The 25370-nt window shown below is 70.3% G+C and carries 29 protein-coding genes; 18 read left to right on the top strand and 11 right to left on the bottom strand.

Going from position 1 to position 25370, the window contains the following annotated elements:
* The first annotated feature begins 116 nt into the window (after nucleotides 1-116).
* A complete protein-coding gene (locus tag ACFCVM_RS07525; protein ID WP_375835498.1) occupies nucleotides 117-1043 on the top strand; it encodes a MurR/RpiR family transcriptional regulator in 927 nt (308 codons plus the stop codon).
* Here ACFCVM_RS07525 and ACFCVM_RS07520 read toward each other — a convergent pair.
* Nucleotides 1016-2173: a YbdK family carboxylate-amine ligase gene (locus ACFCVM_RS07520; protein ID WP_375835497.1), complete on the bottom strand. Its 1158-nt coding sequence runs from the start codon at nucleotides 2171-2173 to the stop codon at nucleotides 1016-1018. The genes ACFCVM_RS07525 and ACFCVM_RS07520 overlap by 28 nt on opposite strands.
* A 180-nt stretch (nucleotides 2174-2353) precedes the next feature.
* Here ACFCVM_RS07520 and ACFCVM_RS07515 point away from each other — a divergent pair, with 180 nt between their 5' ends.
* Both ACFCVM_RS07515 and ACFCVM_RS07510 read left to right on the top strand, forming a co-directional pair.
* Nucleotides 2354-2728 carry a YciI family protein gene (locus ACFCVM_RS07515; RefSeq protein WP_375835496.1) on the top strand — a complete coding sequence of 125 codons (375 nt, stop codon included), beginning with the start codon at nucleotides 2354-2356 and terminating at the stop codon, nucleotides 2726-2728.
* A gap of 6 nt (nucleotides 2729-2734) precedes the next feature.
* The gene (locus ACFCVM_RS07510) at nucleotides 2735-3967 is read left to right on the top strand and encodes an RNA polymerase sigma factor (RefSeq protein WP_375835495.1); all 1233 of its coding nucleotides are present in this window, start codon (nucleotides 2735-2737) and stop codon (nucleotides 3965-3967) included.
* Nucleotides 3968-4047: 80 nt separating this feature from the next.
* Here the strand turns inward: ACFCVM_RS07510 and ACFCVM_RS07505 are convergent, their stop codons facing one another.
* From ACFCVM_RS07505 to ACFCVM_RS07495, 3 genes are read right to left on the bottom strand one after another with little or no spacing between them, the layout of a single operon-like run.
* Complete coding sequence (locus tag ACFCVM_RS07505; protein ID WP_375835493.1) at nucleotides 4048-4872, bottom strand: NINE protein; 825 nt, start codon at nucleotides 4870-4872, stop codon at nucleotides 4048-4050.
* Nucleotides 4862-5689, bottom strand: a complete 828-nt coding sequence (locus ACFCVM_RS07500) for a sulfite exporter TauE/SafE family protein (RefSeq protein ID WP_375835491.1) — start codon at nucleotides 5687-5689, stop codon at nucleotides 4862-4864. The genes ACFCVM_RS07505 and ACFCVM_RS07500 overlap by 11 nt, the downstream gene beginning before the upstream one ends.
* A gap of 47 nt (nucleotides 5690-5736) precedes the next feature.
* Entirely contained in the window at nucleotides 5737-6294 is a 558-nt protein-coding gene (locus ACFCVM_RS07495) for a VanZ family protein (RefSeq protein ID WP_375835490.1), read from the bottom strand.
* Nucleotides 6295-6659: 365 nt separating this feature from the next.
* Here ACFCVM_RS07495 and ACFCVM_RS07490 point away from each other — a divergent pair, with 365 nt between their 5' ends.
* From ACFCVM_RS07490 to ACFCVM_RS07480, 3 genes are all read left to right on the top strand, one after another.
* Entirely contained in the window at nucleotides 6660-6863 is a 204-nt protein-coding gene (locus ACFCVM_RS07490) for a cold-shock protein (RefSeq protein WP_022893782.1), read from the top strand.
* Between the two features lie 441 nt (nucleotides 6864-7304).
* A complete protein-coding gene (locus ACFCVM_RS07485) occupies nucleotides 7305-7511 on the top strand; it encodes a cold-shock protein (RefSeq protein ID WP_022893778.1) in 207 nt (68 codons plus the stop codon).
* Nucleotides 7512-7725: 214 nt separating this feature from the next.
* Nucleotides 7726-8055, top strand: a complete 330-nt coding sequence (locus ACFCVM_RS07480) for a zf-TFIIB domain-containing protein (protein ID WP_375835487.1) — start codon at nucleotides 7726-7728, stop codon at nucleotides 8053-8055.
* Nucleotides 8056-8101: 46 nt separating this feature from the next.
* Here ACFCVM_RS07480 and ACFCVM_RS07475 read toward each other — a convergent pair whose 3' ends face one another.
* Genes ACFCVM_RS07475 through ACFCVM_RS07465 form a run of 3 tightly spaced genes read right to left on the bottom strand, consistent with a single transcriptional unit; the run spans nucleotide 8102 to nucleotide 10930 of the window.
* Nucleotides 8102-8803 (bottom strand): type 1 glutamine amidotransferase domain-containing protein, encoded by a 702-nt coding sequence (locus ACFCVM_RS07475; protein WP_375835485.1) that lies wholly within the window; start codon nucleotides 8801-8803, stop codon nucleotides 8102-8104.
* Nucleotides 8804-8844: 41 nt separating this feature from the next.
* Entirely contained in the window at nucleotides 8845-9684 is an 840-nt protein-coding gene (locus tag ACFCVM_RS07470; RefSeq protein WP_375835483.1) for an aldo/keto reductase, read from the bottom strand.
* Between the two features lie 34 nt (nucleotides 9685-9718).
* Nucleotides 9719-10930, bottom strand: coding sequence for an MFS transporter (locus ACFCVM_RS07465; RefSeq protein ID WP_375835481.1), 1212 nt, complete (start codon nucleotides 10928-10930; stop codon nucleotides 9719-9721).
* Nucleotides 10931-11049: 119 nt separating this feature from the next.
* On the opposite strand from ACFCVM_RS07465, the gene ACFCVM_RS07460 reads away from it, so the two are divergent.
* Nucleotides 11050-11508, top strand: coding sequence for a MarR family winged helix-turn-helix transcriptional regulator (locus ACFCVM_RS07460; RefSeq protein WP_375835480.1), 459 nt, complete (start codon nucleotides 11050-11052; stop codon nucleotides 11506-11508).
* 38 nt (nucleotides 11509-11546) lie between these two features.
* Here the strand turns inward: ACFCVM_RS07460 and ACFCVM_RS07455 are convergent, their stop codons facing one another.
* Nucleotides 11547-12458 (bottom strand): LysR family transcriptional regulator, encoded by a 912-nt coding sequence (locus ACFCVM_RS07455; protein WP_375835478.1) that lies wholly within the window; start codon nucleotides 12456-12458, stop codon nucleotides 11547-11549.
* A 130-nt stretch (nucleotides 12459-12588) separates the two neighbouring features.
* Between ACFCVM_RS07455 and ACFCVM_RS07450 the strand changes: the two genes are divergently transcribed.
* The 6 genes from ACFCVM_RS07450 (at nucleotide 12589) to ACFCVM_RS07425 (ending at nucleotide 19186) form a co-directional block, all read left to right on the top strand.
* A complete protein-coding gene (locus ACFCVM_RS07450; RefSeq protein ID WP_375835477.1) occupies nucleotides 12589-14184 on the top strand; it encodes an ABC transporter substrate-binding protein in 1596 nt (531 codons plus the stop codon).
* Between the two features lie 74 nt (nucleotides 14185-14258).
* Entirely contained in the window at nucleotides 14259-15275 is a 1017-nt protein-coding gene (locus ACFCVM_RS07445; RefSeq protein ID WP_375835475.1) for an ABC transporter permease, read from the top strand.
* Nucleotides 15272-16165, top strand: coding sequence for an ABC transporter permease (locus ACFCVM_RS07440; RefSeq protein ID WP_375835473.1), 894 nt, complete (start codon nucleotides 15272-15274; stop codon nucleotides 16163-16165). Before ACFCVM_RS07445 ends, ACFCVM_RS07440 begins: the two co-directional genes overlap by 4 nt.
* Nucleotides 16162-17136, top strand: coding sequence for an ABC transporter ATP-binding protein (locus ACFCVM_RS07435; RefSeq protein WP_375835471.1), 975 nt, complete (start codon nucleotides 16162-16164; stop codon nucleotides 17134-17136). The genes ACFCVM_RS07440 and ACFCVM_RS07435 overlap by 4 nt, the downstream gene beginning before the upstream one ends.
* Nucleotides 17133-17999 (top strand): ATP-binding cassette domain-containing protein, encoded by an 867-nt coding sequence (locus ACFCVM_RS07430; RefSeq protein ID WP_375835469.1) that lies wholly within the window; start codon nucleotides 17133-17135, stop codon nucleotides 17997-17999. The genes ACFCVM_RS07435 and ACFCVM_RS07430 overlap by 4 nt, the downstream gene beginning before the upstream one ends.
* Nucleotides 17996-19186: a serine hydrolase domain-containing protein gene (locus ACFCVM_RS07425; protein ID WP_375835467.1), complete on the top strand. Its 1191-nt coding sequence runs from the start codon at nucleotides 17996-17998 to the stop codon at nucleotides 19184-19186. Before ACFCVM_RS07430 ends, ACFCVM_RS07425 begins: the two co-directional genes overlap by 4 nt.
* A 49-nt stretch (nucleotides 19187-19235) precedes the next feature.
* Here the strand turns inward: ACFCVM_RS07425 and ACFCVM_RS07420 are convergent, their stop codons facing one another.
* Nucleotides 19236-19655: a VOC family protein gene (locus tag ACFCVM_RS07420; protein WP_375835465.1), complete on the bottom strand. Its 420-nt coding sequence runs from the start codon at nucleotides 19653-19655 to the stop codon at nucleotides 19236-19238.
* A 204-nt stretch (nucleotides 19656-19859) separates the two neighbouring features.
* Here ACFCVM_RS07420 and ACFCVM_RS07415 point away from each other — a divergent pair, with 204 nt between their 5' ends.
* Genes ACFCVM_RS07415 through ACFCVM_RS07405 form a run of 3 tightly spaced genes read left to right on the top strand, consistent with a single transcriptional unit; the run spans nucleotide 19860 to nucleotide 21242 of the window.
* Complete coding sequence (locus tag ACFCVM_RS07415; RefSeq protein WP_375835464.1) at nucleotides 19860-20300, top strand: ArsR/SmtB family transcription factor; 441 nt, start codon at nucleotides 19860-19862, stop codon at nucleotides 20298-20300.
* Nucleotides 20297-20770, top strand: a complete 474-nt coding sequence (locus tag ACFCVM_RS07410; protein ID WP_375835462.1) for an SRPBCC family protein — start codon at nucleotides 20297-20299, stop codon at nucleotides 20768-20770. The genes ACFCVM_RS07415 and ACFCVM_RS07410 overlap by 4 nt, the downstream gene beginning before the upstream one ends.
* A 31-nt stretch (nucleotides 20771-20801) precedes the next feature.
* On the top strand, nucleotides 20802-21242 hold the full coding sequence (locus tag ACFCVM_RS07405) for a VOC family protein (protein ID WP_375835460.1): 441 nt from the start codon (nucleotides 20802-20804) through the stop codon (nucleotides 21240-21242).
* A gap of 118 nt (nucleotides 21243-21360) precedes the next feature.
* On the opposite strand, the gene ACFCVM_RS07400 is transcribed toward ACFCVM_RS07405, so the two are convergent.
* Nucleotides 21361-21972, bottom strand: coding sequence for a GyrI-like domain-containing protein (locus ACFCVM_RS07400; RefSeq protein ID WP_375835458.1), 612 nt, complete (start codon nucleotides 21970-21972; stop codon nucleotides 21361-21363).
* Nucleotides 21973-22126: 154 nt separating this feature from the next.
* Here ACFCVM_RS07400 and ACFCVM_RS07395 point away from each other — a divergent pair, with 154 nt between their 5' ends.
* Entirely contained in the window at nucleotides 22127-23116 is a 990-nt protein-coding gene (locus tag ACFCVM_RS07395) for an aldo/keto reductase (RefSeq protein ID WP_375835456.1), read from the top strand.
* A gap of 21 nt (nucleotides 23117-23137) precedes the next feature.
* On the opposite strand, the gene ACFCVM_RS07390 is transcribed toward ACFCVM_RS07395, so the two are convergent.
* The gene (locus tag ACFCVM_RS07390; protein ID WP_375835455.1) at nucleotides 23138-24460 is read right to left on the bottom strand and encodes a sugar MFS transporter; all 1323 of its coding nucleotides are present in this window, start codon (nucleotides 24458-24460) and stop codon (nucleotides 23138-23140) included.
* Nucleotides 24461-24704: 244 nt separating this feature from the next.
* On the opposite strand from ACFCVM_RS07390, the gene ACFCVM_RS07385 reads away from it, so the two are divergent.
* Nucleotides 24705-25349, top strand: a complete 645-nt coding sequence (locus tag ACFCVM_RS07385; protein ID WP_375835453.1) for a hypothetical protein — start codon at nucleotides 24705-24707, stop codon at nucleotides 25347-25349.
* Nucleotides 25350-25370 lie beyond the last annotated feature (21 nt).

The following is a 25370-nucleotide window of genomic DNA, read 5'->3' as shown; positions in this document are numbered from 1 at the left end:
GCGCGTCGCTTCGCATTCGCCGCCCTCGCCCCCGAGGATGGAGTGCTGGTCGGCACCGTCCCGGGCAGCGGCGCTGCATCCACCGGCGCCCGAACCCCGGAACAGAGGCCCCTGTGATGTCGGCGAACGTGCTCACCGCCGTACGAGATGCGCTGCCGCGCCTGAGCTCGTCGGAAGCGCGGGTGGCCGACGTGATCATCGCCGACCCGACGCTCGTCGTCGACCTGACGATCACCGACCTCGCAAGCGTCTGCGGCACCTCGCTCTCGACCGTCGCGCGGTTCTGCCAGACGGTGGGCTACAGCGGGTACCGCGAGTTCCGCATGGAGGTTGCGAGGGCGGTGAGTCGCGAGGCCGCCGAGCGCGACCGCTTCGGACTCGCCGACTCCGACATCAGCCCGGATGACTCGGCCGACGACGTGCTCGCGAAGATCGCGTACCACGAGGTGCTCGCCATCGAGCAGACGGTCGCGGGGCTCGACACGACGGCGCTCGACGCCGTGGTCGACGCGATCGATGCTGCGGGGCACGTCGACCTCTACGGATTCGGCGCGAGCGGGCTCACCGCGCAGGACCTGCAGCAGAAGCTCGCGCGCATCGGCATCTCGGCGTTCTGCTCGGTCGACATCCACCTCGCGCTCGTCTCGGCCGCGCTGCGGAAGCCGAAGGACGTCGCGATCGGCATCTCGCACTCGGGCCTCACGACCGAGACGATCAACGCGCTCGCCGCGGCGCGCGATTCGGGCGCGACGACGGTGGCGATCACGAACTCCCCTGAGTCGCCGATCGTCGAGTTCGCCGACTTCGTGCTGCTCACGCGGGCCCGCGAGTCGAGCTACCGCATGGGCGCGATGTCGAGTCGCATCGCCCAGCTCGCGCTCGTCGACTTCCTCTTCGTGCGCGTCGCGCAGCGCAGGCACGGCGACGTCGCCGTACCCCTGCGCCGCACCCACGAGGTCACCGAGTCGCACCGGCTCGCGGGCAAGCGCGGCAAGCGGAACGGGACCGGCGACGATCAGGAGTCCGCTGCCGCCGGCGTGTGAGGGCGACGCGAGGCAGACGCCGCGAACGTCGACCCGTACAGCTCGCGCAGGCCCGGCATGCCGCGTGCGGCGAACGCCGTGCGTTGCCGAGCAGCGCCGGTGCCGTCGACGAGCAGCCGGGCCACGCCCTCGCGCGCGAGTTCGAGGTCGCCTGCGGCCTCGAGCGCAGGCTGCAGCACGCTGAGGCAGCGCTCCAACGTCTCCCCGGCGGGCCGGAGCTCTGCGAGCACGGGGTCGAGCACGCCACCGCTCAGTCCCGAGTGCGCCGAATGCATGAGGGACGCGTTCAACAGCTCAGGGCCGGGAGCGGACTCGGCGCTCGGCTGCACCGACGCCTCTCGATCCAACGACTCGTCCACGACGCACGCGACGAGTGCGCGGAAGAGTGCGGCGAGCAGCACGGAGGACCAGGCCTCGAGTTGGGCATCGGCGACGCGCACCTCGACCGTCGGCACGTGCGACGAGAGCCGGGCGTTCCACATGATGATCGCCTGGTCCTTCATGCCGCCGACTCCGATCAGTCGTTTCAGGCGGCGGTCGTAGTCGGCGCCGTCGCGGAACACCGGCGGGCAGCCCGTCGTGGTCCACCGTCGCTGCGAGACGTTGCGCCAGCTCTCGAATCCCGTGTCGTGGCCGCGCCAGATCGGTGAGTTGCCGGTCAGGGCAGAGAAGAGCGGAAGCCAGGTTCGCGTGACGTTGAGCGCGCGAACCCCGTCGTCGTGGTCGGCGACCCCCACGTGCACGTGGAGTCCCTGGATCTGGTGGTCGGCGATGACGCCGCCCATGTCGTCGAGGATGCGGAGGTATCGAGGCAGGTCGGTGACCGTCGGGAAGCCATGCGCATCGGGAGGTGCGCCGATGCTCGCGATGACGACCCCGAGCCGTTCCGCCTCGTGGGCGAGCTCGCGGCGGAAGCTCACGAGGGAGTCGAGCGCCGCGTCCGCCGAGGTGAACACCGTCGAGGCGTGTTCGACCTGGGAGGCGAGGAACTCGCGATGCGTGATGCGCTCCAATCCCGGCCGCGCGATGAGGCGCTCGAACGCGCCCCCCGCGACATCCGTCGGTCGAAGGGTCGCCGGGTCGAGGAAGACGAACTCCTCCTCGATGCCGAAGGTCGATACCGCGGCCATCGCAGCCCTCCTCCCGAGCACGACCCCTGAGCACGATGCAGACGCTCGAACTCTCCTCAGCGGGGCGCGCGCTGTCAAGCCCTACCGGACGGAGCGATCCTGCTGTCGAAATCCCGAGCACAGCCTCGACATACTGGTGGGAGCGCGGTTCTGCCTCCCCAGATCGAAGGAGCGATTCCGATGAAGTACCTGATCCAGATCTACAGCAACCCCGAGTCGCGCGCCGTGTGGAGCGCCTTCACTCCCGAAGAGCAGGCCGAGGGCTACGAGTTCTACGAGGCCATCAGCACCGAGCTCGCCTCGAGTGGCGAGTACATCGCGGCAGAGGCGCTCGCCGACATCTCGCTCGCCAAGCGCGTCACGAACGGTGACGACGGCACCGTCGCGAGCGATGGGCCGTTCGCCGAGACGAAAGAGCTGCTCGCCGGCTTCTACCTCGTCGACTGCGAGAGCGAAGCTCGGGCGGTCGAGATCGCCGGACGGTTCCCCGAGGCGCAGTTCGGCCTCGTCGAGGTGCGCCCGGTGCTCGAGATGGCATCGGGCGCCGACGCCTGATCCCCGATGGCTGACGAGGCCGACGCCGTTCGGGCGCTGCGAGCCGCCGCACCGTCGGCGCTCGCAGTGCTCGTGCGGCGGCACGGCGACTTCGCCGCGTGCGAGGACGCGATGCAGGAGGCCCTCATCTCCGCGGCCGAGCAGTGGCCGTCGAGCGGGGTGCCCGACAGCCCGCGCGCCTGGCTCGTGCGCGTCGCGTCACGGCGACACATCGACGAGGTGCGATCGGATGCCGCGCGCCGACGCCGCGAGTCCCGCGCGATCGAGCTCGAACCCGAGCCCGCTCACGTGACCGCCGTCGACGACACGCTCACCCTGTTCCTGCTCTGCTGCCACCCGGCACTCGGCCGGCCGGCGCAGCTGGCCCTCACGCTCCGCGCCGTCGGCGGGCTCACGACCGCCGAGATCAGCCGCGCGCTCCTCCTGCCCGACCCGACCGTGGCGCAGCGAATCTCACGCGCGAAGGCGCGCATCCGTGCGAGTGGAGAGGGCTTCCGGATGCCGCGCCCGCCCGAACTCGAGGCGAGGCTCGCGGCGCTGCGCCAGGTGCTGTACCTCATCTTCACCGAGGGCCACACGGCGAGCTCGGGCGACGAGCTCGCCCGGGTCGACCTCTCCGCCGAGGCCATCCGGCTCGCCAGGCAGTTGCGCGAGGTCGACGCCGATGCCTCGGGGGAGACGACCGGGCTGCTCGCCCTCATGCTCCTCACCGACGCCCGCCGGGCGGCTCGGGCCGACGCTGCGGGCGCCCTCGTGCCGCTCGACGAGCAGGATCGCTCCCGTTGGGACGGGGCCATGATCGACGAAGGCGTCGCGCTCGTGACGGAGGTGCTCGACCGTGCCCCGATCGGCCCGTACCAACTGCAGGCCGCGATCGCCGCCGTGCACGACGAAGCGCCCTCCACCGCCGAGACCGACTGGATCGAGATCCTCGGTCTCTACGACCTGCTCGGGCGCCTCAGCCCCGGCCCGATGGTCTCGCTCGGCCGGATCGTCGCGCTCGCCATGGTCGAGGGGCCGCAGGCGGGGCTCGCGGCGCTCGAGGCGTCCGAATCATCGGCGGGCGGCACGCTCGCCGAGCATCACCGCACCTGGGCGGTGCGCGGGCACCTGCTCGAGCTGTCGGGCGCGACGGATGCCGCGTCGCTCGCGTTCACCGAGGCGGCACGCCGTACGCTCAACGGCCCGGAGCAGCGCTACCTGGCCGCGAAGGCGGAACGGCTGCGCGCCGGGCGCTGAGGGTGCGGGGCAGCGCGTGATGCAGCGCTACCTGGCGGCGAAGGCGGAACGGCTGCGCGCCGGTCGCTGAGGGTGCGGGGTCAGCGCACGAACAGGCTGGCGATTCCCGACGCGATGCCCGAGAGCACCCAGAGGCCCACGACGCCGCCCGTCACGATCCACGCGGTGCGCTTGTGCTCCTCGTACCCCTCGAGCGGTCGCCCGTCACGATCGCGCTGCGACCCGGTGAGCACGAGCAGCAGGTCGACGAGCACCCAGATGCCGAGGCCGCCGAGCGTCAGGAGCTTCGCGATCGCGGTGCCGAACTTGCCGAGGTAGAAGCGGTCGGCGCCCCAGACGCCGAGGAGCATCGCGAACAGCCAGGTCGCGACGAAGGTGCGACCGGCCGTGCGGTACGGCTCGTACGAGAACTGCGGGCCGGGTGCGCCGACGTACCCGGGCGGGAGCGGCGCGGTCGTCTGCTCCTGGAGGCCGTACCCGGGAGGCGCGGGCAGCGTGTACGACGGGAACTCTGCCGAGGCGGCGGGCGGCGGCGGGAACGCGGCCGCCGCAGCGACCGGGTATGCGGGCGCGGCGGGAGGTGCTCCGGCCGCTGCGAACGGTTGCTGCGGTGCGGAGCCCATGGGCCGTGCCGTCGTCGACTCGTCGATGTCGTCGAATGCGGGCGCCGTGCCGAATGCCGGAATCGGAGGACCGGCCGGAGCCGGCGGTGCCGCGGCCGGCGGTGCAGGCGGCGTCGACGGCGCGCTCGGCGCCGCTCCGGCACCTCCTGCGACCACGCGCAGCGGATTCGGTGCGGCGTCGGCGGGCCTCGGGGCGGTGTGCGGCGTCCAGGCGGTGCCGTCCCAGTAGCGCAGCAGCGCGGCATCCGATTCGTCGTCGTACCAACCGGCTTCAAGCGACACGTTCGCTCCTCTCCTTCTTCTGCAGCCGAACGGCTCGCACCGAGAGCTGCACCGCGGCGATCACGACGAGGGTCGCGAACAGCCAGGTCGATACTTCGGGCGACATCAGGTGTGCGAGGGCGACCCCGCCCAACGAGGCCACGGTCGCCGCGATGCCGGCGATGATGCCCGCGCGCAGGTCGACCACGCCGCCGCGGGCGTTGGTCACGGTGCCGCTGATCGCAGTGGGGATCATCACGGCGAGCGAGGTGCCCTTGGCGACGAGGTCGCCCATGCCGAAGAAGAGCATGAAGGCGGGCACCATGATGAGCCCGCCGCCGATGCCGAAGAGACCGGATGCCACGCCGATGACGAGACCGAGCGCCACCATGCCGATGATCGTGAGCGCGTCGAGCTCGAGGTGCATCGCTGCGCGCTCGGGCACGAAGAGCAGCATGCGCACCGCGACGGCGACGAGCAGGGCGATGAACATCCAACGCAGCCAGCCGAGGGGGAGACGGCGCAGCAGTCGCGCACCGATCCACGAGCCGATGATGCCGCCTGCGGCGACGAACAGGGCGGGGATCACGTCGACCTCCCCGTTCACGAAGTACGTGATGGAGCCGACGATCGCGGTCGGCACGATCGCCGCGAGCGAGGTGGCCGATGCGCGGCGCTGGTCCATGCCGGCGAACATCACGAACAGGGGCACCATGAGGATGCCGCCGCCGACGCCGAATGCGCCCGAGAGCAGCCCGCCGACCGCGCCGATGACGGCGAGGCGCGCCCATCCGGCGCGCCGATCGGTGTCGGGGGCGGGCGAGTCGGCTGAAGTCACCCGCCTACTGTACTGGCGCGAATCGCTCCGGGAGGGGGAATGCCCGACTACGCCGCGCGGTCGACCTGCGCCGTCACGAGAACGGGCTCGGGCACGACGGCGACGGCCTCACCTCGTGCGGAGACGGGCGCCGGGACATCCGTCAGCTGTTCGGGGATCTGCTCGGGGATCTGCTCGACCAGGGCCGCGGCCATGAGGCCGGCATGGCGCACTCCGCGCGCGAGCACGACGATCAGTACGCCGAGGACGGCGCCCGCCGTGTTCATCACGAGGTCGCGGGGGTCGGAGATGCGAGTGGGCTCCGGCACCTGCACGAGCTCGATGAAGACGGTGAAGCCGAACCCGGCGAGCATCGCGAGCGGCCAGCGATGGCGGGGGATGAGCAGTGCTGCCAGCACGCCGACCGGCAGGAAGATCGCCACGTTGAAGGCGATCTCGGCGAAGTAGCCGGTGGTCCAGGTGACGGGAGCGGTCCACGCGTCGGGATTCAGGATGCCGCCGTCGAGCTGGTGCCCCGCCGTGCGCCACGGCGCCGGACCGATGGTCGCCCACAGCACGGCCGCTGCGTACGCAGCAGCGACGAGACCGAGGGGGCGGCGGTTCATGCCCACGATTCTCCACCCATTTGCTGCAAGCGTTCTGACATCGTGCCGAGTTTCACCGATGGTGAGGAATTCGGCGGAAAGACTTCCCAGGTCACGATTCGGTCGCGTAGCCTGTGAACCTGAACGTCACCCGATAGGGTATGTTCACTGATTCCTCCATCAAGCGGGCGCTCGCCCGTGCCTCCACCTGATTGCCCGGAGGCGGACCGATCCGCGTGGCATGACCCGATACGAGACGGCGGATGCCTGAGCGCACTCCCGCCCCTCGCCCCCCCGCTCCGTCGGCAACCCGCCGTGCGGGGCAGCGATCGACCGTCGATCGCATCGGGCCGCACCAGCAGCCCATAGGACAGAAGGACAGCAGTATGGCAACCGGAACCGTCAAGTGGTTCAACGCCGAAAAGGGCTTCGGCTTCATCGCTCCCGACGACGGCTCGGCCGACGTCTTCGCGCACTTCAGCGCCATCTCGGGCAACGGCTACCGTTCGCTCGAAGAGGGCCAGAAGGTCGAATTCGAGGTCGCACAGGGCCCGAAGGGTCTGCAGGCCGAGAACATCCGCGGCCTCTAGGCCTCGGCAAAGCACCACTCGAACGCCCCCTCAGCGCAGGCTGCGGGGGCGTTCGTCATGCTCGTCGCTGGGCGTCTCCGAAAGTTTCCCAGCGCTTGCACATGAGAAGGGGCTAGAGTCGAGTCATCTGCAGTGGGGTTCTCTCCCCACATGACACGGCTGGGAAGTCGACGACAGTCGGGACGAAGCAACATCTCTCACGCCGAAGCACTCGGTGCGATGACGGCGATGAAGCCCCGCACCGGATCCTCCCGCTGGTCACTGATCGCGGCGTCTCGCACGCCGGCCCGTTCAGCCGCACGCCGGGCGACGAACCCCATGCGACTCGCTCGCACCACCATGAACTTCCGGCGGCGGACGTCGCCGTCGGAACCCTGCACGACCTGAGGTCGTGCACGTCGCAGCCGCTTCGGCGGCTCGGCTTTACAGAAGGAAAAGAATATGGCTACCGGAACCGTCAAGTGGTTCAACGCCGACAAGGGCTTCGGCTTCATCGCTCCTGACGACGGCTCGGCCGACGTCTTCGCGCACTTCAGCGCGATCGCATCGGGCGGCTACCGCTCGCTCGAGGAGAACCAGAAGGTCGAATTCGAGACCGCCCGCGGCCCCAAGGGCCTGCAGGCTGAGAACATCACGGTCATTTCGTAAGTTCTCGCATCCCTTTCGATCGGGTGCCGGTGCGCTGAGCGCGCGGGCACCCGATCCACGAGCGGATGTCGCGGCAGCCGCCTCCTCGCGAGGCAGGCGCCGCGGCATCCGCTCTGTGCATTTCACTGGGCTTCCTCGGAGATTCGCTCTCTAGGCTCGACCATGTCGACCCACCCCGATCGATCCCGGTCGGCCCCGAAGAAGGAGCCCCCCAATGCAGTGCCCCACCGACGGAACCGTGCTCGTCATGAGCGAACGCAGCGGCATCGAGATCGACTACTGCCCGACGTGTCGCGGCGTGTGGCTCGACCGCGGCGAACTCGACAAGATCGTCGAGCGTGCAGCGCGCGAGTTCTCGGCGCCGGCTCAGGCCGCGTCGGCCCCGCCCGCTCCGCCGACGCAGCCGCAGGCGCCGGCGTATGGCCAGCCCTCGTACCAGCAGCCGTACGACAACCGCGGCTACGATCGCGGCTACGACAACCGCGGCCAGGGCGACTACCGCAAGAAGAAGAAGGAGAGCTGGCTCTCCGAGCTCTTCGACTGATCGGCCAGCGCTCCGCCTCCGGTTCGGAGGCGGAGCGACGCGCTCGTCAGGCCGCGAGCGCGTCGACGACCCGGCGCGCGACCGAGGCGCTCGACTGCGGGTTCTGTCCGGTGATGAGGTTGCCGTCGACGACCACGTGGTCGCTCCACGGTGCGGCCGAATCGATGACGAGGCCCGCCTCGCGCAGGGCGGACTCGACCCACCAGGGCGTGTTCGCGCCGGTGCCCCCCGTGCGCTCCTCCTCGTCGGTGAAGACGGTGACGGTGCGGCCGGCGAAGGCGTTCGAACCGTCGCCGAGCTTCGCGGAGAGCAGTGCGGCCGGCCCGTGGCAGAACGGTGCGATGACGGCGCCCGCATCGTTCGCAGCGATGAGCACCCGGCCGACGTTCGGGTCGAAGGCGAGGTCGGTCATCGGCCCGTGGCCGCCGGGCAGCACGATCGCCGCGTAGTCGGCGGCGTCGACGTCGGCGACCGGCACGGCTGCCGCGAGTTCGTCGGCGATCGCGTCGAGGTACTCGGCGAACGCGCGTGCGTGCGCATCGCCGCCGGCCTGCGATGGGGCGAGGCTTCCGGCGTCCACGGTCGGGGTGACGCCGCCCGGCGTCGCGATCGTGACGGAGTGCCCGGCCGCGACGAGGTCGCGGTGCGCGGTCACGAGCTCTTCGGCCCAGAAGCCGGTCGGATGCTCCGAGCCGTCCTTCAGCGTGAGCGCGTTCGCGCCGGTGACGATCATGAGGATGCTGCTCATTCGTGTTCCCTTTCCTGTGCTGGTGCTGGTGCGGATGGCCGTCAGGCGGCGTTGAACTGGGCGGGGTGCGGGCCCGTGCGGCCGTCGCGCTCGAGGGCGTCGATCGCGTTCAGCTCCTCGGCGGACAGCTCGAACCCGAAGACGTCGAGGTTCTCGGCGATGCGGCTCGGCGTCACCGACTTCGGGATCACGACGCGCCCCTGCTGCAGGTGCCAGCGCAGCACGACCTGTGCGGGCGTCGCATCGTGGCGTGCCGCGATGGCGACGACCGATGCCTCGCCGAGCACGGCGCCCTGCGCGAGCGGGCTCCACGCCTCGGTGACGATGCCGTGCCGCTCGTTCGCCGCGACCGTGGCGCGATTCTGCAGCGCGGGATGCAGCTCGACCTGGTTCACCACCGGCACGACGGTCGTCGCGCCGACGAGTCGTTCGAGGTGCTCGGGCTCGAAGTTCGAGACGCCGATCGCACGCACGCGCCCATCGGCGTAGAGCCGTTCGAGTGCACGCCAGGTGTCGAGGTAGCGACCGCGCTCCGGCGTCGGCCAGTGGATCAATGAGAGGTCGAGCTGCTCGAGGCCGAGCTTCGCGAGGCTGTCGTCGAACGCGCGCAGGGTCGAGTCGTAGCCCTGGTCGGAGTTCCACACCTTCGTCGTGATGAAGAGCTCGTCGCGGGCGAGCCCCGACCGGGCGAGGGCCCGGCCGACGCCCGATTCGTTGCCGTAGATCGCGGCGGTGTCGATGCTGCGGTAGCCGGCGGCGAGGGCGGTGGCGACCGCGGCGGTCGTCTCGTCGTCGGGCACCTGGTAGACGCCGAAGCCGAGCTGCGGCATCTGCACGCCGTTGTTGAGGGTGACGGCGGGCACGGTGGTGAGGTCGGTCATGGTCTCGCTTTCAGGGTTCCGAGTGTGATGGAGGTCAGGCGGCGGATGCCGCGGTGGAGGAGGTGTCGAGACGGGCGGGGCCCGAGGCATCCGATCGGGGGAGTCGTCGCGCGGTCATGGCGGCGACGATCATGACGACGAGGGCGGCGGCGGTGATGACCGCGCCGACCTGGATCGGCGAGGTGTAGCCGAGGCCCGCCGCGATCGTGAGGCCGCCGGCCCAGGCCCCGAGCGCGTTGCCGAGGTTGAACGCGGCGATGTTCGCGCCGGAGGCGAGGGTCGGGGCGCCGTCGGCGTACCGCATCACGCGACTCTGCAATGCCGGTACCGTGCCGAACCCGAACCCGCCCATGGCGGTCAGGAGCACGATCGTGGCGACGGGGTTCGGGGCGAGCCAGGCGAAAAGCACGAGCACGACGAGGAGCGCCGAGATGAAGCCCAGCAGGGTGCCGTCGATCGAGCGATCGGCGAGGCGTCCGCCGACCCAGTTGCCGACGACGAGGCCGCCGCCGAACAGCACGAGCAGCCACGGCACCGCGCTCGAGGCGAAGCCGCTCACTTCGGTGAGCGTGTACGCGATGTAGGTGAACGCGCCGAACATACCGCCGAAGCCGAGCACCGTCACGGCGAGCGAGAGCCAGACCTGGCCGGAGCGGAACGCGGTGAGTTCGCGGCGGAGGCTCGGTGCCGGCCCATCGGTCCGAAGGTTCGGCACGAGGGTGGCGATGCCGACGAGCGCGATCACGCCGATCGCCGAGATGGCCCAGAAGGTCGAGCGCCAGCCGAACTCCTGGCCGAGGAACGTGCCGAACGGCACCCCGAGCACGTTGGCCGCGGTGAGGCCGGTGAACATGATCGCGATGGCGCCGGCGGCCTTCTCGGGCGCGACGAGGCCGGCGGCGACGACCGAGCCGATGCCGAAGAAGGCGCCGTGGCAGAGCGCCGCGACGATGCGGCCGGTCATCATGAGTTCGTACGTCGGGGCCATCGCCGAGATCGCGTTGCCGGCGATGAACAGCACGAGCAGGCCGGTGAGCACCGGCTTGCGGGGGAGCCGGGTCGTGGCCGCCGTCAGGCCGAGGGCGCCGACGACCACCGCGAGGGCGTAGCCCGAGATGAGCCAGCCCGCGGCGGCCTCGGTGACGCCGAAATCGGCCGCCACTTCGGGAAGCAGGCCCATGATCACGAACTCGGTGAGTCCGATGCCGAAGCCCCCGATGGCGAGGGCGATGAGTCCGAGGGGCATGGGTGGTTCTCCTGTTACACTCGTACGAATAGTTGCAGACGCGCTCTATTGCACGACAGGCGTTAATACTTGCACGCGCAAATAGAAAGCGCAAGCAACTACTTTACCGAGGAGGAGACATGGGCATCGCCGACGACGCCGTCGAGGTGCGCGCGCAGGGCTGGCGCACGCTCGCCGCGCTGCACGGACTCATCGAGGCCGAGCTCGAGCGTGCGCTCGCGGCATCCGTCGACCTCTCGGTCGTCGAGTACACGGTGCTCGACGCGCTCAACCGGCAAGACGGCTGGCACATGCGCATGCAGCAGCTCGCGCGAGCCGCGGCGCTCAGCCCGAGCGCCACGACGCGGCTCGTGAACCGGCTCGAAGACCGGGCGCTGCTCACGCGCATCCTCTGCGCCGACGACCGGCGCGGCATCTACACCGAGCTCACGGCCGCGGGTCGCGCGCTCTACGAGCGGGCGAGGCCCATCCATGACGAGACGCTCGAGCGGGTGCTCGCCGAAGCGGGCGACCAGCCCGAGCTCGCGCCCGTCGTCGAGGCGCTGCACGGGGTGGCCCTGCCTGCAGCGCTCGGCTGAGCGCCGGCCTCAGTCAACCGGCCGAATGCCGAAGTCGTTCAGCCGACCGCGCCGTCGACCCCGAACTTCATGGTCTGCGGGTACAGCTCGGCGTTGAACGTGCTGAGCTCGGCGAGGCACGCGGCGATGTGCTCGCTCGCGTAGTGCATCTCGTCCCAGACGCCGAAGAGGGTGATGATGAGTTCGCCGCCGGGCGCCGAGATGGGCACGGCGACGAGGTCGTAGTGCGGATCGTCGGAGAGCACGCAGACTCCCCGGCCGGCCGCGGCGAGCGCTTGCGCGAACACGGGGGAGGTCGTCTCGACCGAGGCGGTGAAGGCGAGCCCGGCGCGGGCGGCGGCGGAGTCCAGCATCTGGCGCACGCCGTGGGCGCGGCTCATGACGATGAGCGGTTCCTGCACGAGTTCGGCGATCGGAATGCTCGGCCGGTCGGCGAATGGATGCCACGCCGGCATCTGCGCCCACAGGTACGCGTGCCCCAGCACCATCGAGCGCAGCTCGGCGGGCGGAATCCGGGTGCCGACGGCGAAATCGGCGTCGCCGCGTTCGATCGCGTTGTAGACCAGTTCGGGCATGGCCTCGATCGCGTTGCCGATCACGCCGGCGGCGCCGGCGCGCACGATGAACGGTGAGATGACGTCGGCGACGGTCGTCGGTGCGGCGACGACCGTGAGATCCGACACGGTTCCGCGGGCGATCGACCGAGCGGTCGCGCTCGCCTGGGTCGCCCGCGTGAGCAGATCCTCGGCGACCGGCAGGAACGCGCGGCCGGCCGCCGTGAGGCTGAGGCCGCGTGCGGATCGCTCGAACAGCTCGAAGCCGAGGTCGTGTTCGAGACGGCGGATCTGCCGGCTGAGCGAGGGCTGCGCGACATGCACGACCGCCGCCGCGCCGTGCAGGGTGCCGCTCTCGCAGACGGCGAGGAAGTAGCGCAGCAGGCGAAGGTCCATCGATGCCTCCCAGGTATCGCTTTGACGGTAACTAAGTATTGGTGTGTTATGGCTCGGCGTCCATAGACTGGCCGAACTTCGCCGCAGAAGCCCGAGTGGCGGCGATCCCACCGCAGCAGGAGGCACAGACATGGCAGTCACCCGAGCGCGCAGTCGTCGCGCACTTTCTCTTCTGGCCGTCGGGGTCGTCGGCGTCGCCGGCCTCGCGGGATGCGCCGCCGGCGGCACACCGACCGCCGCGGACTCCTCGGTGCTCACGGTCGCCGCATCGGCGGCGATCACCACGTGGGATCCGGTGCGATCCTTCTCGACCGAGGCGCTCTACCTGGGAAACGTCTACGAGCCGCTCCTGTGGAAGAACGCCGAAGGCGCCGCCGAGGAGTTCACCCCCGGCATCGCCGAATCGTGGGAGACGAGCGAAGACGGCCTCACCTGGACGTTCACGATCCGCGAGGGTGCGACCTTCCACGACGGCGAGCCGGTCGACGCCGAGGCGGTGAAGGCGAGCATCGAGGCCGCCAAGGACCACGCGGGTGCCTCCTTCATCTGGGCTCCGCTCGAATCGGTCGAGGCGACGGATGCCTCGACGGTGGTCATGCACCTCGCGTACTCGGCACCCATGGACCTGGTCGCCGCGTCGACCTACGGTGCCTGGATCGTCTCGCCGAAGGCGCTCGAGGCCTCCGCGGCCGACGAGCAGTACTTCGAGGCGGGCATCGATGCGGGCACCGGCCCGTACACGGTGAAGTCCTACACACCCGGTGAGAAGGTCGTGCTCGAGTCGTACGACGAGTACTGGAACGCGGATGCCGCGCCGCACTACGACATCGTCGACATCGCCATCACGCCCGACGCGGTCACCGCCCAGCAGATGCTGACCTCGGGTGAGGTCGATCTCGCGACCAGCCTGCCGCTCGAGAACATCGACACCGTGGCATCCGACCTCGGCGGCGAGGTGCGCACGGCGAACTCGCCCTTCAACTTCGTCGCATTCTTCAACACCACGAAGGCGCCGCTCGACGACCCGAAGGTGCGTCAGGCGCTCAGCCTCGCGGTGCCGTACGACGACATCATCGAGGTCGGCGGTGCCGGGTATGGCACGCAGGCGCACGGACCGGTGCCGAAGGGCATCTTCCCGTACTCCGAAGACGTGCCCCAGTACAGTCAGGACCTCGACGAGGCGAAGGCGCTGCTCGACGAGGCCGGCGTCGCCGACGGGCTGACGCTGACGCTCACCTATGCGTCCGAGAACTCCTCCGAAGCGCGCTTCGTGCCGCTCATCAAGGACGCATTCGCGAAGATCGGCGTGAACCTCGAGGTGCGCGCCGAGCTGTTCAACCAGCAGTGGGAGAACGCGAAGGCCGACCCGGCCACGGCACAGGACATCTTCGTCGTCTACTACTGGCCCACCTACAGTGACGCCGGCGCCGACAACCTCTACTCCCTGTTCCACTCGAGCGAGACGCCGTTCTTCAACCTCAGCTACTGGAACGACCCCGAGTACGACGCGCTCATCGACGAGGCGGGCACGCTGACCGGCAGCGACCGCGAGGCCGCGCAGGCGAAGTACGAGGAGGCGATGAACCGGCTCGTCGACCAGGCCCCCGGCATCTTCCTCTACGACGCGCAAGCGGTGAGCATCGCGCCGACGGCCCTCGAGGTGGCGGACTTCAACGAGAACTACCCGTTCACGACCTTCTTCGCCCCGATCCGCCCCGTGAGCTGAACTCCGACGATCCATCCGGTCGGCCCGGCTTACCCGGGCCGACCGGCCATCTCTTCCACCCTTCAGGAGTCATCATGTTGCGCTTCGTCGCTCGTCGACTCGGGACCGCAGCGCTCGTCGTGCTCGTGCTCACGGTCGTCGTCTTCGTGCTGTCGCGAGTGATCCCGGCCGATCCGGCGGTCGTGTACGCCGGACCGAAGGCCCCGCCCGAGGAGCTCGACCGCATCCGCGAGCAGCTCGGCTTCGATCAGCCCCTCGTCGTGCAGTACTTCCAGTACCTCGGGGGCCTCGTCACCGGTGACTGGGGCAACTCGCTCGCCACGAAGCGGCCCGTGCTCGACGAGCTGGCCGCACGACTGCCCGCCACGCTCGAACTGCTCTTCGCGGCGATGCTCATCGCAGTGGTCGTCGGCATCGTCCTCGGGGTCGTGGCGGCGAAACGCCCGGGTAAGGCGCTCGACGGCGCCATCCGCTTCCTCGCCATCGGCGGCGTCTCGATGCCGGCCTTCTGGCTCGGCCTCCTCTTGCAGGTGCTCTTCGTCGGCCGACTCGGCTGGCTGCCCGCGACCGGACAGTTCAGCACGCAGATCGAGTACGTCTCGCCGATCACGACCGTGACCGGATTCCCCCTCTTCGACAGCCTGATCACCGGGAACTGGGCCGCGTACTCCGACGGCCTGGCGCACCTCGTGCTGCCGGCGATCACGCTCGCCGCGTATCCGCTCGGCCTCGTCGCCCGCATGACCCGGGCCTCCATGCTCGAGGCGCTCGGCCAGGACTACGTCTTCACTGCGAGCGCCTATGGACTCCACGACCGGCTCATCCGGTGGAAGCTCGCCCTGAAGAACGCGATGCCGCCCACCATGACCATCATCGGCCTCGCGGCCGCCTACGCCCTCACCGGCACCTTCTTCGTCGAAGTGGTCTTCAACTGGCCGGGCATCGGCCAGTTCGCGGCCAACGCCATGCTCGCCGTCGACTACCCGTCGATCATGGCGATCACCCTGCTCGGCGCCGCCGGCTACCTGATCGCGAACTTCGTCGTCGATCTCATCCAGGCGCGACTCGACCCGAGCGTGAGGCTGTCATGACCGCGACGACCGCGCTGCCCGCCTTCGTGCCGATGGGCGGCAGCACCCTCGGCCGCGTGGTGCGGGTGCTGCGCACCGACCGGCTCGCCGCCCTCGGGCTCGGGCTGATGGTGCTCGTCATCGTGCTCGCCGTCGCCGGGCCGTGGATCGCGCCGTACCCGGCGCAGGGCTTCGGCGAGACGAGCGTTCCCGACCGCAACCTGGCACCGAGCATGCTGCACTGGTTCGGCACCGACCAACTCGGTCGCGACATCCTCAGCCGCGTGATCATCGGCGCGCGGCCCGCGCTCACCATCTCCCTGTTCGTCGTCGGCATCGCGGCCATCATCGGGATCCCGCTCGGCGCCATCGCGGGGTACCGGGGCGGATGGCTCGACGAGGTGCTGATGCGCGTGACCGAGGTGTTCCAGGCCTTTCCGCCGCTGCTGCTCGCCATGGTGACGGTCGCCATCCTCGGCCCGAGCCTGACGAACGCGGGGCTCGCGCTCGCGATCTGCTGGTGGCCCTGGTACGCCCGGCTCGTGCGCGCCGAGGCGAGGTCGCTGCGCGACCGGCCGTTCGTCGAGGCCGCGCGTTCGATCGGCGTGCCGGCCTGGCGGATCCTGCCACGGCACATCCTGCGCAACTGCCTCACGCCCATCCTCGTGCAGGCGACCGTCGACGTCGGCAGCGTCGTGCTCGCGGCCGGGTCGCTCGCGTTCATCGGCCTCGGCGCCCAGCCGCCCGCGCCCGACTGGGGCCTCATGGTCGCCGAGGGACGTGGGCAGATCTTCACCGCGTGGTGGATCTCGACCTTCCCTGGCCTCGCGATCTTCGTGACGGTGCTCGGCTTCAACCTGCTCGGCGATTCGCTGCGCGACTTCTTCGACCCCAGGCAGGTGAAACGATGACCGGCGACACGATGACCGACCTCCTCCTCATCGACGATCTCGAGATCGCGTTCGCCGAGCGCGGCTCGCTGACGAACCGCCCCGTGCGCGGCATCACACTGGCCGTGGCGGCGGGGGAGGTGGTCGGCATCGTCGGCGAGACGGGGTGCGGCAAGAGCCTGACCGGCCTCGCCGTGCTCGGCCTGCTGCCGAAGGGCGCCGTGCCGAGCGGCCGCATCGTGCTCGACGGCGTCGAACAGCCGCTCGACGGGCCGGGCTCGGCGCGAGGCGACGCGATCTCGATCGTGTTCCAGAACCCCGGCACCGCGTTCAACCCCGTGTTCACGCTCGGCCGGCAGATGCGCGATGTCGTGACGAGGCACCGGGTGGTGCCTCGTGCGGAGGCGAAGGCGCACATCCTGCACTACCTCGAGCAGGTGGGCCTGCCCGAGCCCGAGCGCATCTTCCGCAGCTACCCGCACGAGCTCTCGGGCGGCATGCTGCAGCGCGCCATGATCGCGATGGCCCTCCTCTGCGAGCCGCGTCTCCTCATCCTCGACGAGCCGACGACCGCACTCGACGTGACGATCGCCAAGCAGATCCTCGAGCTCATCCTGTCGCTGCGAGACCGCTTCGGGTTCGGGGTGCTGCTCATCACGCACAACCTCGGCGTCGTGCGCGAGGTGTGCGACCGCATCGCCGTGCTCTACGCCGGCCGCATCGTCGAGAGCGGACCGACCGACGCGGTGCTCGCGGCGCCGATGCATCCGTACACCGAAGGGCTCCTCGGCGCGCTGCCGGCCCGGCACCGGCCCGGTCAGCCGCTCGACGCGATCCGCGGGGCGGTGCCGGCGAACCTCCTCGACGTCGTCGGCTGCTCGTTCCGCGAACGCTGCCCGATCGCCGTGGCCCGCTGCGCGACGATCGATCCGCGACTCGAACCGGTCGCCCCACTGCATGAAGCCGCGTGCATCGAGGTGAGCGGGCGATGACGGCGATGCTGAAGGTCGAGAACGTCGTCAAGGTCTATCGAGCGCACGGCACTCAGGTGCGCGCCGTCGACGGGGTCTCGTTCGAGGTGGAGTCGGGCACGACGTTCGGGCTCGTCGGCGAGTCGGGCTCGGGCAAGAGCACCGTCGCGCGCTGCGCGCTGCGGCTCATCGAGCCCACCTCCGGAACGTCGTCGATCGACGGCGAGCCGGTCACCGGCATGACCGGGCACGCGCTGCGCGCCCTGCGCGCCCGAACCGGCATGGTCTTCCAGAACCCGGTCGCCGCGCTCAACCCGCGTCTCACGATCGAGCAGTCGATCGGCGAGCCGCTGCGCACGCACACACGCCTTCGCGGGCGTGCGCTGGCCCAGCGAGCGCGCGAGCTGCTCGACGAGGTCGGGCTCAGCCGGGCGCACGCCGAACGGCTGCCCCATCAGCTCTCGGGCGGTCAGTGCCAGCGAGTCGGCATCGCCAGGGCACTCGCGACGAGACCGAGGCTGCTCGTGCTCGACGAGCCCACGAGCGCGCTCGACGTGTCGGTGCAGGCGCAGGTGCTGAACCTGCTGCAGGAACTCCGTCGCGAGCACGCGCTGAGCTACCTGCTCATCTCGCACGACCTCGACGTCGTGCGGTACATGAGCGACACGGCGGGTGTCATGCGGAACGGCCGTCTCGTCGAGGTCGGGCCCGCAGCAGAGGTGCTCGTGAGGCCCGCGCACGAGTACACGCGTCAGCTCCTCGCGGCGATGCCCGAGACACCGGGCGCCGTGCCGCTCGGCGCGAGCACCGAGCCATCCGAACCATCCGAGCCATCCGAACCATCCGAGCCCAACGACTCCAGCGAGAACAGGATCCTGTCGTGACTTCACTGCTGCCGCACCGCATCGGCCGCGACCTGCACCAGCCGCGCGTCGCCGGCGCACCGATCGGCGAGCCCAGCCTCGAGACCTGGCAGGATGCCCCGCACAACCGTTGGGCCTTCGCCCACGTCGCCGAGTTCGTGCCGACGGCGCCGATCGCGCGCCGACCGTCGATCGACGAGCAGCACGACGGACCGGGGCTCAGCGCACTGCGCGACACGCTCCCCGATCTCGAGGAACGGCTCGAGCAGAGCTTCACCGACGCCCTCGTCGTGGTGCGCGGCGGCGAGGTCGTGGCCGACTTCTACCGCGACGGCTTCGGGCCGACTGCTCCGCACCTGCTGATGAGCGTGTCCAAGTCGATCTGCGGCCTGACCGTCGGCACGCTCGTCGACGACGGGCTGCTCGACCCCTCGCGGCGAGTCGACCACTACGTGCCCGCGCTCGCCGGCAGCGCCTACGGCGACGCGACCCTGCAGCAGGTGCTCGACATGACGGTCGACGTCGACTACGACGAGGACTACCGCAACCCCGCATCGCACGTGCAGGCGCAGGACCGGGTCGCCGGCTGGCGCCCCCGCCTCGCCGGCGACCCGGTCGACACCTATGCGTTCCTGCCGACGCTCCGGGGAGGCGGGCGGCACGGCGAGCGGTTCAGCTACTGCTCGGCGGGCACCGACGTGCTGGCCTGGGTCGTCGAGAACGTGACGGGCGGCCGCTACGCCGAAGCCGTCTCCGAGCGGCTCTGGTCGCGCCTCGGCTGCGAGCACGACGCGAGCATCACGATCGACCCCGGCGGGTTCGGGTTCGCGAACGGCGGCATCTCGTGCACGGCACGCGACCTCGCCCGGGTCGGCGAGCTCATGCTCGGCGACGGCGCGATCGACGGACGCCGAGTGGTCTCACCCGACTGGGTGCTGCGCACCCTCACGGGAGGCGATCCGGCCGCGGCATCCGGAACGGTGTTCCAGCGCGTGCACCCGGGCGGCTCGTATTCGAACCAGTGGTGGCTGACCGGCAGCGAGCGCGGCGAGTACTACGCCGTCGGCATCCACGGCCAGTTCATCTGGGTCGACCCGGCGACCCAGACGGTCGTCGCGAAGTTCTCGTCGTGGCCGGAGCCGGTGACCGAGCGGTGGAATCGATTGCACGCCGAGCTCTTCCGCGACATCTGCGACGCGACGCACTGAGGGGCCGTTCCCGGGACGCCGTGACCCGGCCCCGGGCTCCCGGGGCGGGTCAGGCGTTCGCAGAGATGTTCACGAGCCAGGTGACGCCGTAGCCGTCGGTGCACATGCCGAACGCGTCACCCCACGGGGCCACCTCCAGCGGCACGATCTGGGTGCCGCTCGCGAGGAGCTTCTCCCAGTAGCCGCGGAGCACCGCGTCGTCGTCGCGCCCGCCCGAGAGCGAGACCGAGATCGGACCGCCGGTTCCGGGGTCGCCCATCGAGCTCGGCGTGTCGGCGCCCATCAGCACGACGCCGCCGGCGCCCTCGAGCTGGCCGTGCATGATCTTGTCGGCGTCGGCCGGATCGTCGGCCTGGCCGAATTCGGCGAAGGTGCTCGTCGTGAGTTCGCCGCCGAACACCGAATGGTAGAACTCCAGTGCTTCCTTCGCATTGCCCGGGAAGTTGAGGTACGGGTTGAGCGTGACCATGATCCAAACCCTTTCGATCTCGACGAGGCTGTCGAAGCCGATACTCGTCGTTCGCAGGGCCCACGGCAACCCCTGTCGGCGAAGGCGAGTGCGTCGTTCCGGATGCGGCTGACGGGAACGCCGGGAGGGTCTTGACAGCGGTATCCGTCCGGCGTACGTTGTAATCAACCAAATGGTTGATCAATGAATGAGTTGGGAACGGTGATGATCTTCGATCCAGGCGCAGACGACCGCCTCGACCGCGCCTTCATGGCGCTGGCCGACCCGGTGCGCCGCGGCATCATCGCCCGTCTGAGTCGAGGGCCGGCCACGGTCAACGAGCTCGCCGAGCCGTTCGCGATCACCAAGCAGGCCGTCTCGAAGCACATCCAGGTGCTCGAGCACGCGGGGCTCGTCACGAGGACACGTGACGCGCAGCGCCGTCCCGTGCACCTCGACGCGGCCCAGCTCGAAGCCCTCACCGCGTGGATCGACCGTTACCGGCTGATCCACGAGCAGCAGTTCCGCTCGCTGGACGCGCTGCTCGCCGATACCCCCGGCCCGGACGCCGGGGCATCCGTCGCCTCCCATGCGCCGATCGCGCACCGCGGCGACATCCATGAAGCCGGCGCAGCCGGCCGCACCGGAGAAGAGAACGAATCATGACGAACCCCGTCACCATCACCGCCCCCGAAGGCCTGCCCTTCGTCGAGATCGAGCGCGAGTTCGATGCACCCGTCGCCGCCGTCTTCAACGCGCACCGCGACCCCGAGCTCGTCAAGCGCTGGCTCGGACCGTACGGCTACGAGATGAAGGTCGACCGTTGGGACTTCGTGCCGCAGGGCGGGTACCGCTACCTGCACGTCGACCCCGAGGGCGAGGAGTACGCCTTCAACGGCACCTTCCACTCGGTTCGCGAGAACGAGTTCGCGGTGCAGACCTTCGAGTACGAGGGCTTCCCCGACGTCGTCGCAGTCGAGTCGATGTCGTTCGAAGACCTCGGCGGCGGGCGCACGCTGCTCCGCATCCACTCCACCTACCCGAGCCTCGAGGCCCGCGACGGCATGATCCAGAGCAACATGGAGCAGGGCCTCACCGAGGGCTACGCGCGTCTCGACGGCGTCCTCGCCGCCTGACCGGGCTCCACCGCACCGAACGGAGCACCCCATGGACTGGACACTGGAAGTCGTCATCGTGCCGGTGAGCGACCTCGACCGATCGATCGCGTTCTACCGCGACCAGCTCGGCTTCGCCCTCGACCACGACACGCGAAACGGCGACATGCACATCGCGCAGCTCACGCCCCGCGGCTCGGGCTGCTCGATCGTGATCGGCTCGCTGCCGTCGCAGAACGAGATGGCGCCGGGCTCCCTGCACGGCCTGCAGCTCGTCGTCGCCGACGCCGCGGCCGCTCGCGACGAGTTGATCTCGCGGGGAGTCGAGGCGAGCGAGATCACCGTCTTCGACGAGCGCGACGGCGGCACCTTCTTCGGCTTCGCCGACCCCGATGGCAACACCTGGGCCGTGCAGCAGATCAAGGCCCGCGGCGAGAAGCCGCTCATCCCGCTCGATGCCCGCCAGCGCTTCGGCGCCGAGCAGGAGGCCTGAGCGAGCGACGGCGTCGATCGGCGGGATGCCGCGGGGCGGCCCTCATCGAGGGCGGCGCCCCGCGGCATCCGCACGCCTGACACGCACTGGCGGTCAGCGACCCGCGGCGTCCCGCGGGTCAGGCCGGCGCAACCGGCTGTCTGAGGATGGTCTTGAGCTTCTCGGGAGCGGTGCGCCGGGGGTCGCCGAGGTAGACCTCGTGATGGCGCCCGTTGAACCGCAGACCTTGCTCGGGCATGAACTCGTCGTGCAGGCGGGCGAGCGTCGGGCCCTCGTCGTCGTACGAGCCGAGGTGGAGCGTCTGCACCGAGCGCCCCTCGGCCAGCCGTTCGAAGCGCACGAGGTGTGCGGCCGGCGCCTTCGCGGCCGCCTTCGCGACCGCCGAGGCGATGAGCTCGGTGGAGAGCCAGTCGGGCTGCCAGATCATCATCGTCCACGACCAGGCGGACTTCTCGCGCGTGACGAACGTCGCCGGGTCGTCGGCGCTCCAGAGTCCCTCGAGCGGCCCGACGACGTAGTCGCGATCGAGCTCTCGCTTGCTCTGGAACTTGGCGGCGTACGACACGGCGTACAGTGCCTCGACCGCGGCGACGTACTCGGGCGAGCTGTTGGGGTCGCCGTGCCCGTCGACCATGCAGTACGCGATCTCGGGCACCTCGATGATCTCGAAGCGGTCGCGCGGGGCGGTGTAGCAGGCGAGTTCGCGCTTCACGTCGTATTTGTCAGCCATGCACACAGCTTCGGCGGCACCACCGACATGACACCCGATGCGTTGGTGCGGATGCGGTCGCCGCGCTCGCATGACACGATCGAGCCCGGGCCGTCCGGCACCGATCCGACCTCGGTGCGCCCGACGGTCCTCCCTCGACCAGCACAGGAGCATCATGCAGACTCGCACCCTCGGCCGCACCGCACGCACCGTCTCGGTCGTGGGCCTCGGCACCTGGCAGCTCGGCGCCGACTGGGGCGAGGTCGCAGAGGGCGACGCCTTCGCCGTGCTCGATGCGGCGCACCGGGCGGGCGTCACGTTCTTCGACACTGCCGACGTCTACGGCGATGGCCGGAGCGAAACGCTCATCGGCGCGTGGCTCCGCGCGAATCCGGGCGCGGGTGTCACGGTCGCCACCAAGATGGGCCGGCGGATGACGCAGCAGCACGCCAACTACTCGGCCGAGCACTTCCGCGAGTGGGTCGACCGCTCGCGTGCGAACCTCGGCGTCGAGACGCTCGACCTCGTGCAGCTGCACTGCCCGCCCTCGTCGGTGTACGGCGACGACCTGGTCTTCGACGCGCTCGATGCACTCGTCGACGACGGTTCGATCGCAGCCTACGGTGTGAGCGTCGAGCGGGTCGACGAGGCGCTCGCGGCCATCGCGCGACCGAACGTGGCGACCGTGCAGATCATCCTGAACGCGTTCCGGCTGAAGCCGCTCGACGAGGTGCTGCCGGCCGCCGTCGCGGCGGGGGTCGGCATCATCGCCCGGGTGCCGCTCGCGAGCGGCCTGCTCTCGGGCCGCTATACGAGCGACACGATCTTCGCCGCGAACGACCACCGCAGCTTCAATCGCCATGGCGAGGCCTTCGACGTCGGCGAGACCTTCTCGGGCGTCGACTACGAGACCGGCGTGCGCGCGGCATCCGAGTTCACCGCACTCGCCCGCGAGGCGGCGCCGACCGCGTCACCCGCCCAGGTCGCCCTCGCCTGGATCGCGGCGCAGCCGGGCGTGAGCTCGGTGATCCCGGGTGCGCGTTCGCCGCAGCAGGCGCGTGCGAACGCCGAGGCCGGGTCCCTGCGACTGCCGCCGTCGTTCGACGAGGCCGTGCGCGAGCTCTACGACCGCGAGATCCGGGCATCGGTCCACGACCGCTGGTAGCCCAGCCGGCTCGCGGCTGCTCTACCTGCTCCGCTCGGGACGACCCGTGTCGCTCGGGACGGTGGATGTCGTCGGTCCCGTGCGAGACGAGTCATCCGGTGCCGGCTCCATCGGGCGCCGCCGAACCTGCCCGGCGACCGAGAGGCTGACGATCATGACGGCGCCGATCGCTGCGAGGGCGTAGCGCGCTCCGACGGCGTCGGCGAGGAGCCCGAGCAGCGGCGGTGCGGTCAGTGAGGAGATCGTCGAGAACGAGGTGACGACCGAGACGCGCTGGCCGGCGCGATCGGGGTCGTCGGATGCCGCGGAGATCGCGATCGGGTTGCCGAGCGCCGCACCGCAGCCCCAGAGCACGATGCCGATCCACGCGACGGCGAGGTTCGGCCCGAAGACGAACAGCGCGAGACCGCCGAGCGCTGAGACGCCCGAGGCGCGCAGCACGGCCACCCGCCCGAAGCGGTCGATGAGGCGGGTGCCGACGAAGCGGAAGACGGTCATCGCCCCCACGAACGTGGCGTAGGCGATCGCGCCGACGGCCTCTGCCGCCTCGAAGCCGTCGACGACCGCGAGCGAGAGCCACGTGGTGGCCGAGCCCTCGGCGAGCGACGCGGCGAGCAGCACCACGCCGAGCAGCAGCGTGCGCGGCTCCCGCCAGGCGCCGAGGGCCGACTTCACGGCACGGCGGTTGCGACGGCCGGTCCCGTGGGCGTCGATCGACCCGGTCGCCGTGGTGACGGCGGCGCGCACGGTGAGCGCCGTCGCCGGTCGCAGCAGCCAGAGGCGCAGAGCCGTCACGGCGAGCGTGACCACGACGATCTGCGTCGCGATGTGCACGCCGGCCAGTGCGAAGCCCGCGCCGACGAGGGCGCCGCCCGCCGCGCCGATCGAGAACGCCGCGTGGAAGTGCGGCAGCACCGCGCGCCGCAAGTGCTGCTCGACCGAGGCCGCATTGATGTTGACCGGCACGTTGATGAGCGCGCCGCAGAGTCCGTTGATGAACACGCCGGCGATGAACGGCGTGAGATCGCCGTTCGCGAGGCCGACGGCATCGAGCCCGAAGCCGACGACGTTGCCGATGGTGCCGGCCAGCAGCGTCGCACGGCTGCCGAACCTCGCGACGATCGCGCCGACGCCGACCGCGCCGATGAGTGATCCGATGCCGCCGATGATGAGCAGCGAACCGAGTTGCAGCGCGCTGATGTCGAGGGACTCGCGCACCGAGGGCATCCGGCTGGTCCACGACGACATGATGAGCCCGAAGAGCGCGAACTGGGCCATGAGCGACCAGCGGGCACGGGAGACGAGCGTGATCGGCACATCCGCGACCATATCGCGAAAGAACATTTCACGTTCTGTGCGCCGACACTCGCCGTCGATTGCGCGAAACTCCCCCCGAACGGGGTGCGAGATCGATACGCTGCACAGGTGTGGTGTTAGCGGGGGGCTGACAGTGACGATTCCGGGTGCACGGCACGGCGACCCTTCGCCGTGCCGTGCGAACGAACACGGCGTCGCCACGAACCCTCCTTCGACCCGTCGAACCGACGGGCAGATCCGAACACTCGGTCCGTACGAAGGAAGGAATCGAATGATCACCAAACGAGTCACGACGTTCGAGCGCGGCGGGGTCGCCGCCGCGCAGTTCGGGGGCGGTTCAGGCAGGTTCCGGGCCGACCGGATGCTCGGGTTCGCGCTCGCGGGCCTGATCGTGGTCGCCGTGGGCATCGCCGGCCAGGCGCAGAGCGCCGAGGCGTCGGCCGATCTCACGAGTGCGAGGCAACTCGCGATCGCCGAGGTCGGCGGGCAGGTCGGCATCGGGGCGGCCGGCGTCGACGTCGCAGGTCTCAGGAATGCCGCGGTCGCGCACTCGGCGACCGAGGCGCTGCGCAGTGCGCTCACCGCCCACGGCGAGGCGATCGCCGCGCGGGTCGCGGCCGAGGCGGCGGCCGCCGAGGCGGCTGCGGCCGAAGCTGCGGCAGCGGCGAGCGCTGCCGCCGAGCAGGTCGCCGACGAGGGCGATGACTGGTCGGGCGGGTCGGATGCCGCGGCATCCGCTTCTGGCGAGGCAGCCGCGGAGCCCGCGGGAGCCGCTCCGGCAGCGAACCCGTACACGTCCGAGTTCTACCCGGGGCTCCCTGCAGCCCCTCGTGACGAGGACTGCGGGCCGTGCACGGGCAAGGAGATGGTGCCGGTCTACTACAACGGCTCGTACGTGTGGGGTTGCGACGCCTGATCGGATCGAGGCAACGCGGCG

It is taken from the genome of Agromyces sp. NPDC056389 (assembly GCF_042262385.1).
GTDB lineage: Bacteria > Actinomycetota > Actinomycetes > Actinomycetales > Microbacteriaceae > Agromyces.
Note: the sequence above shows the minus strand (reverse complement) of the source record. Positions and strands in the feature narration are given on the sequence as shown.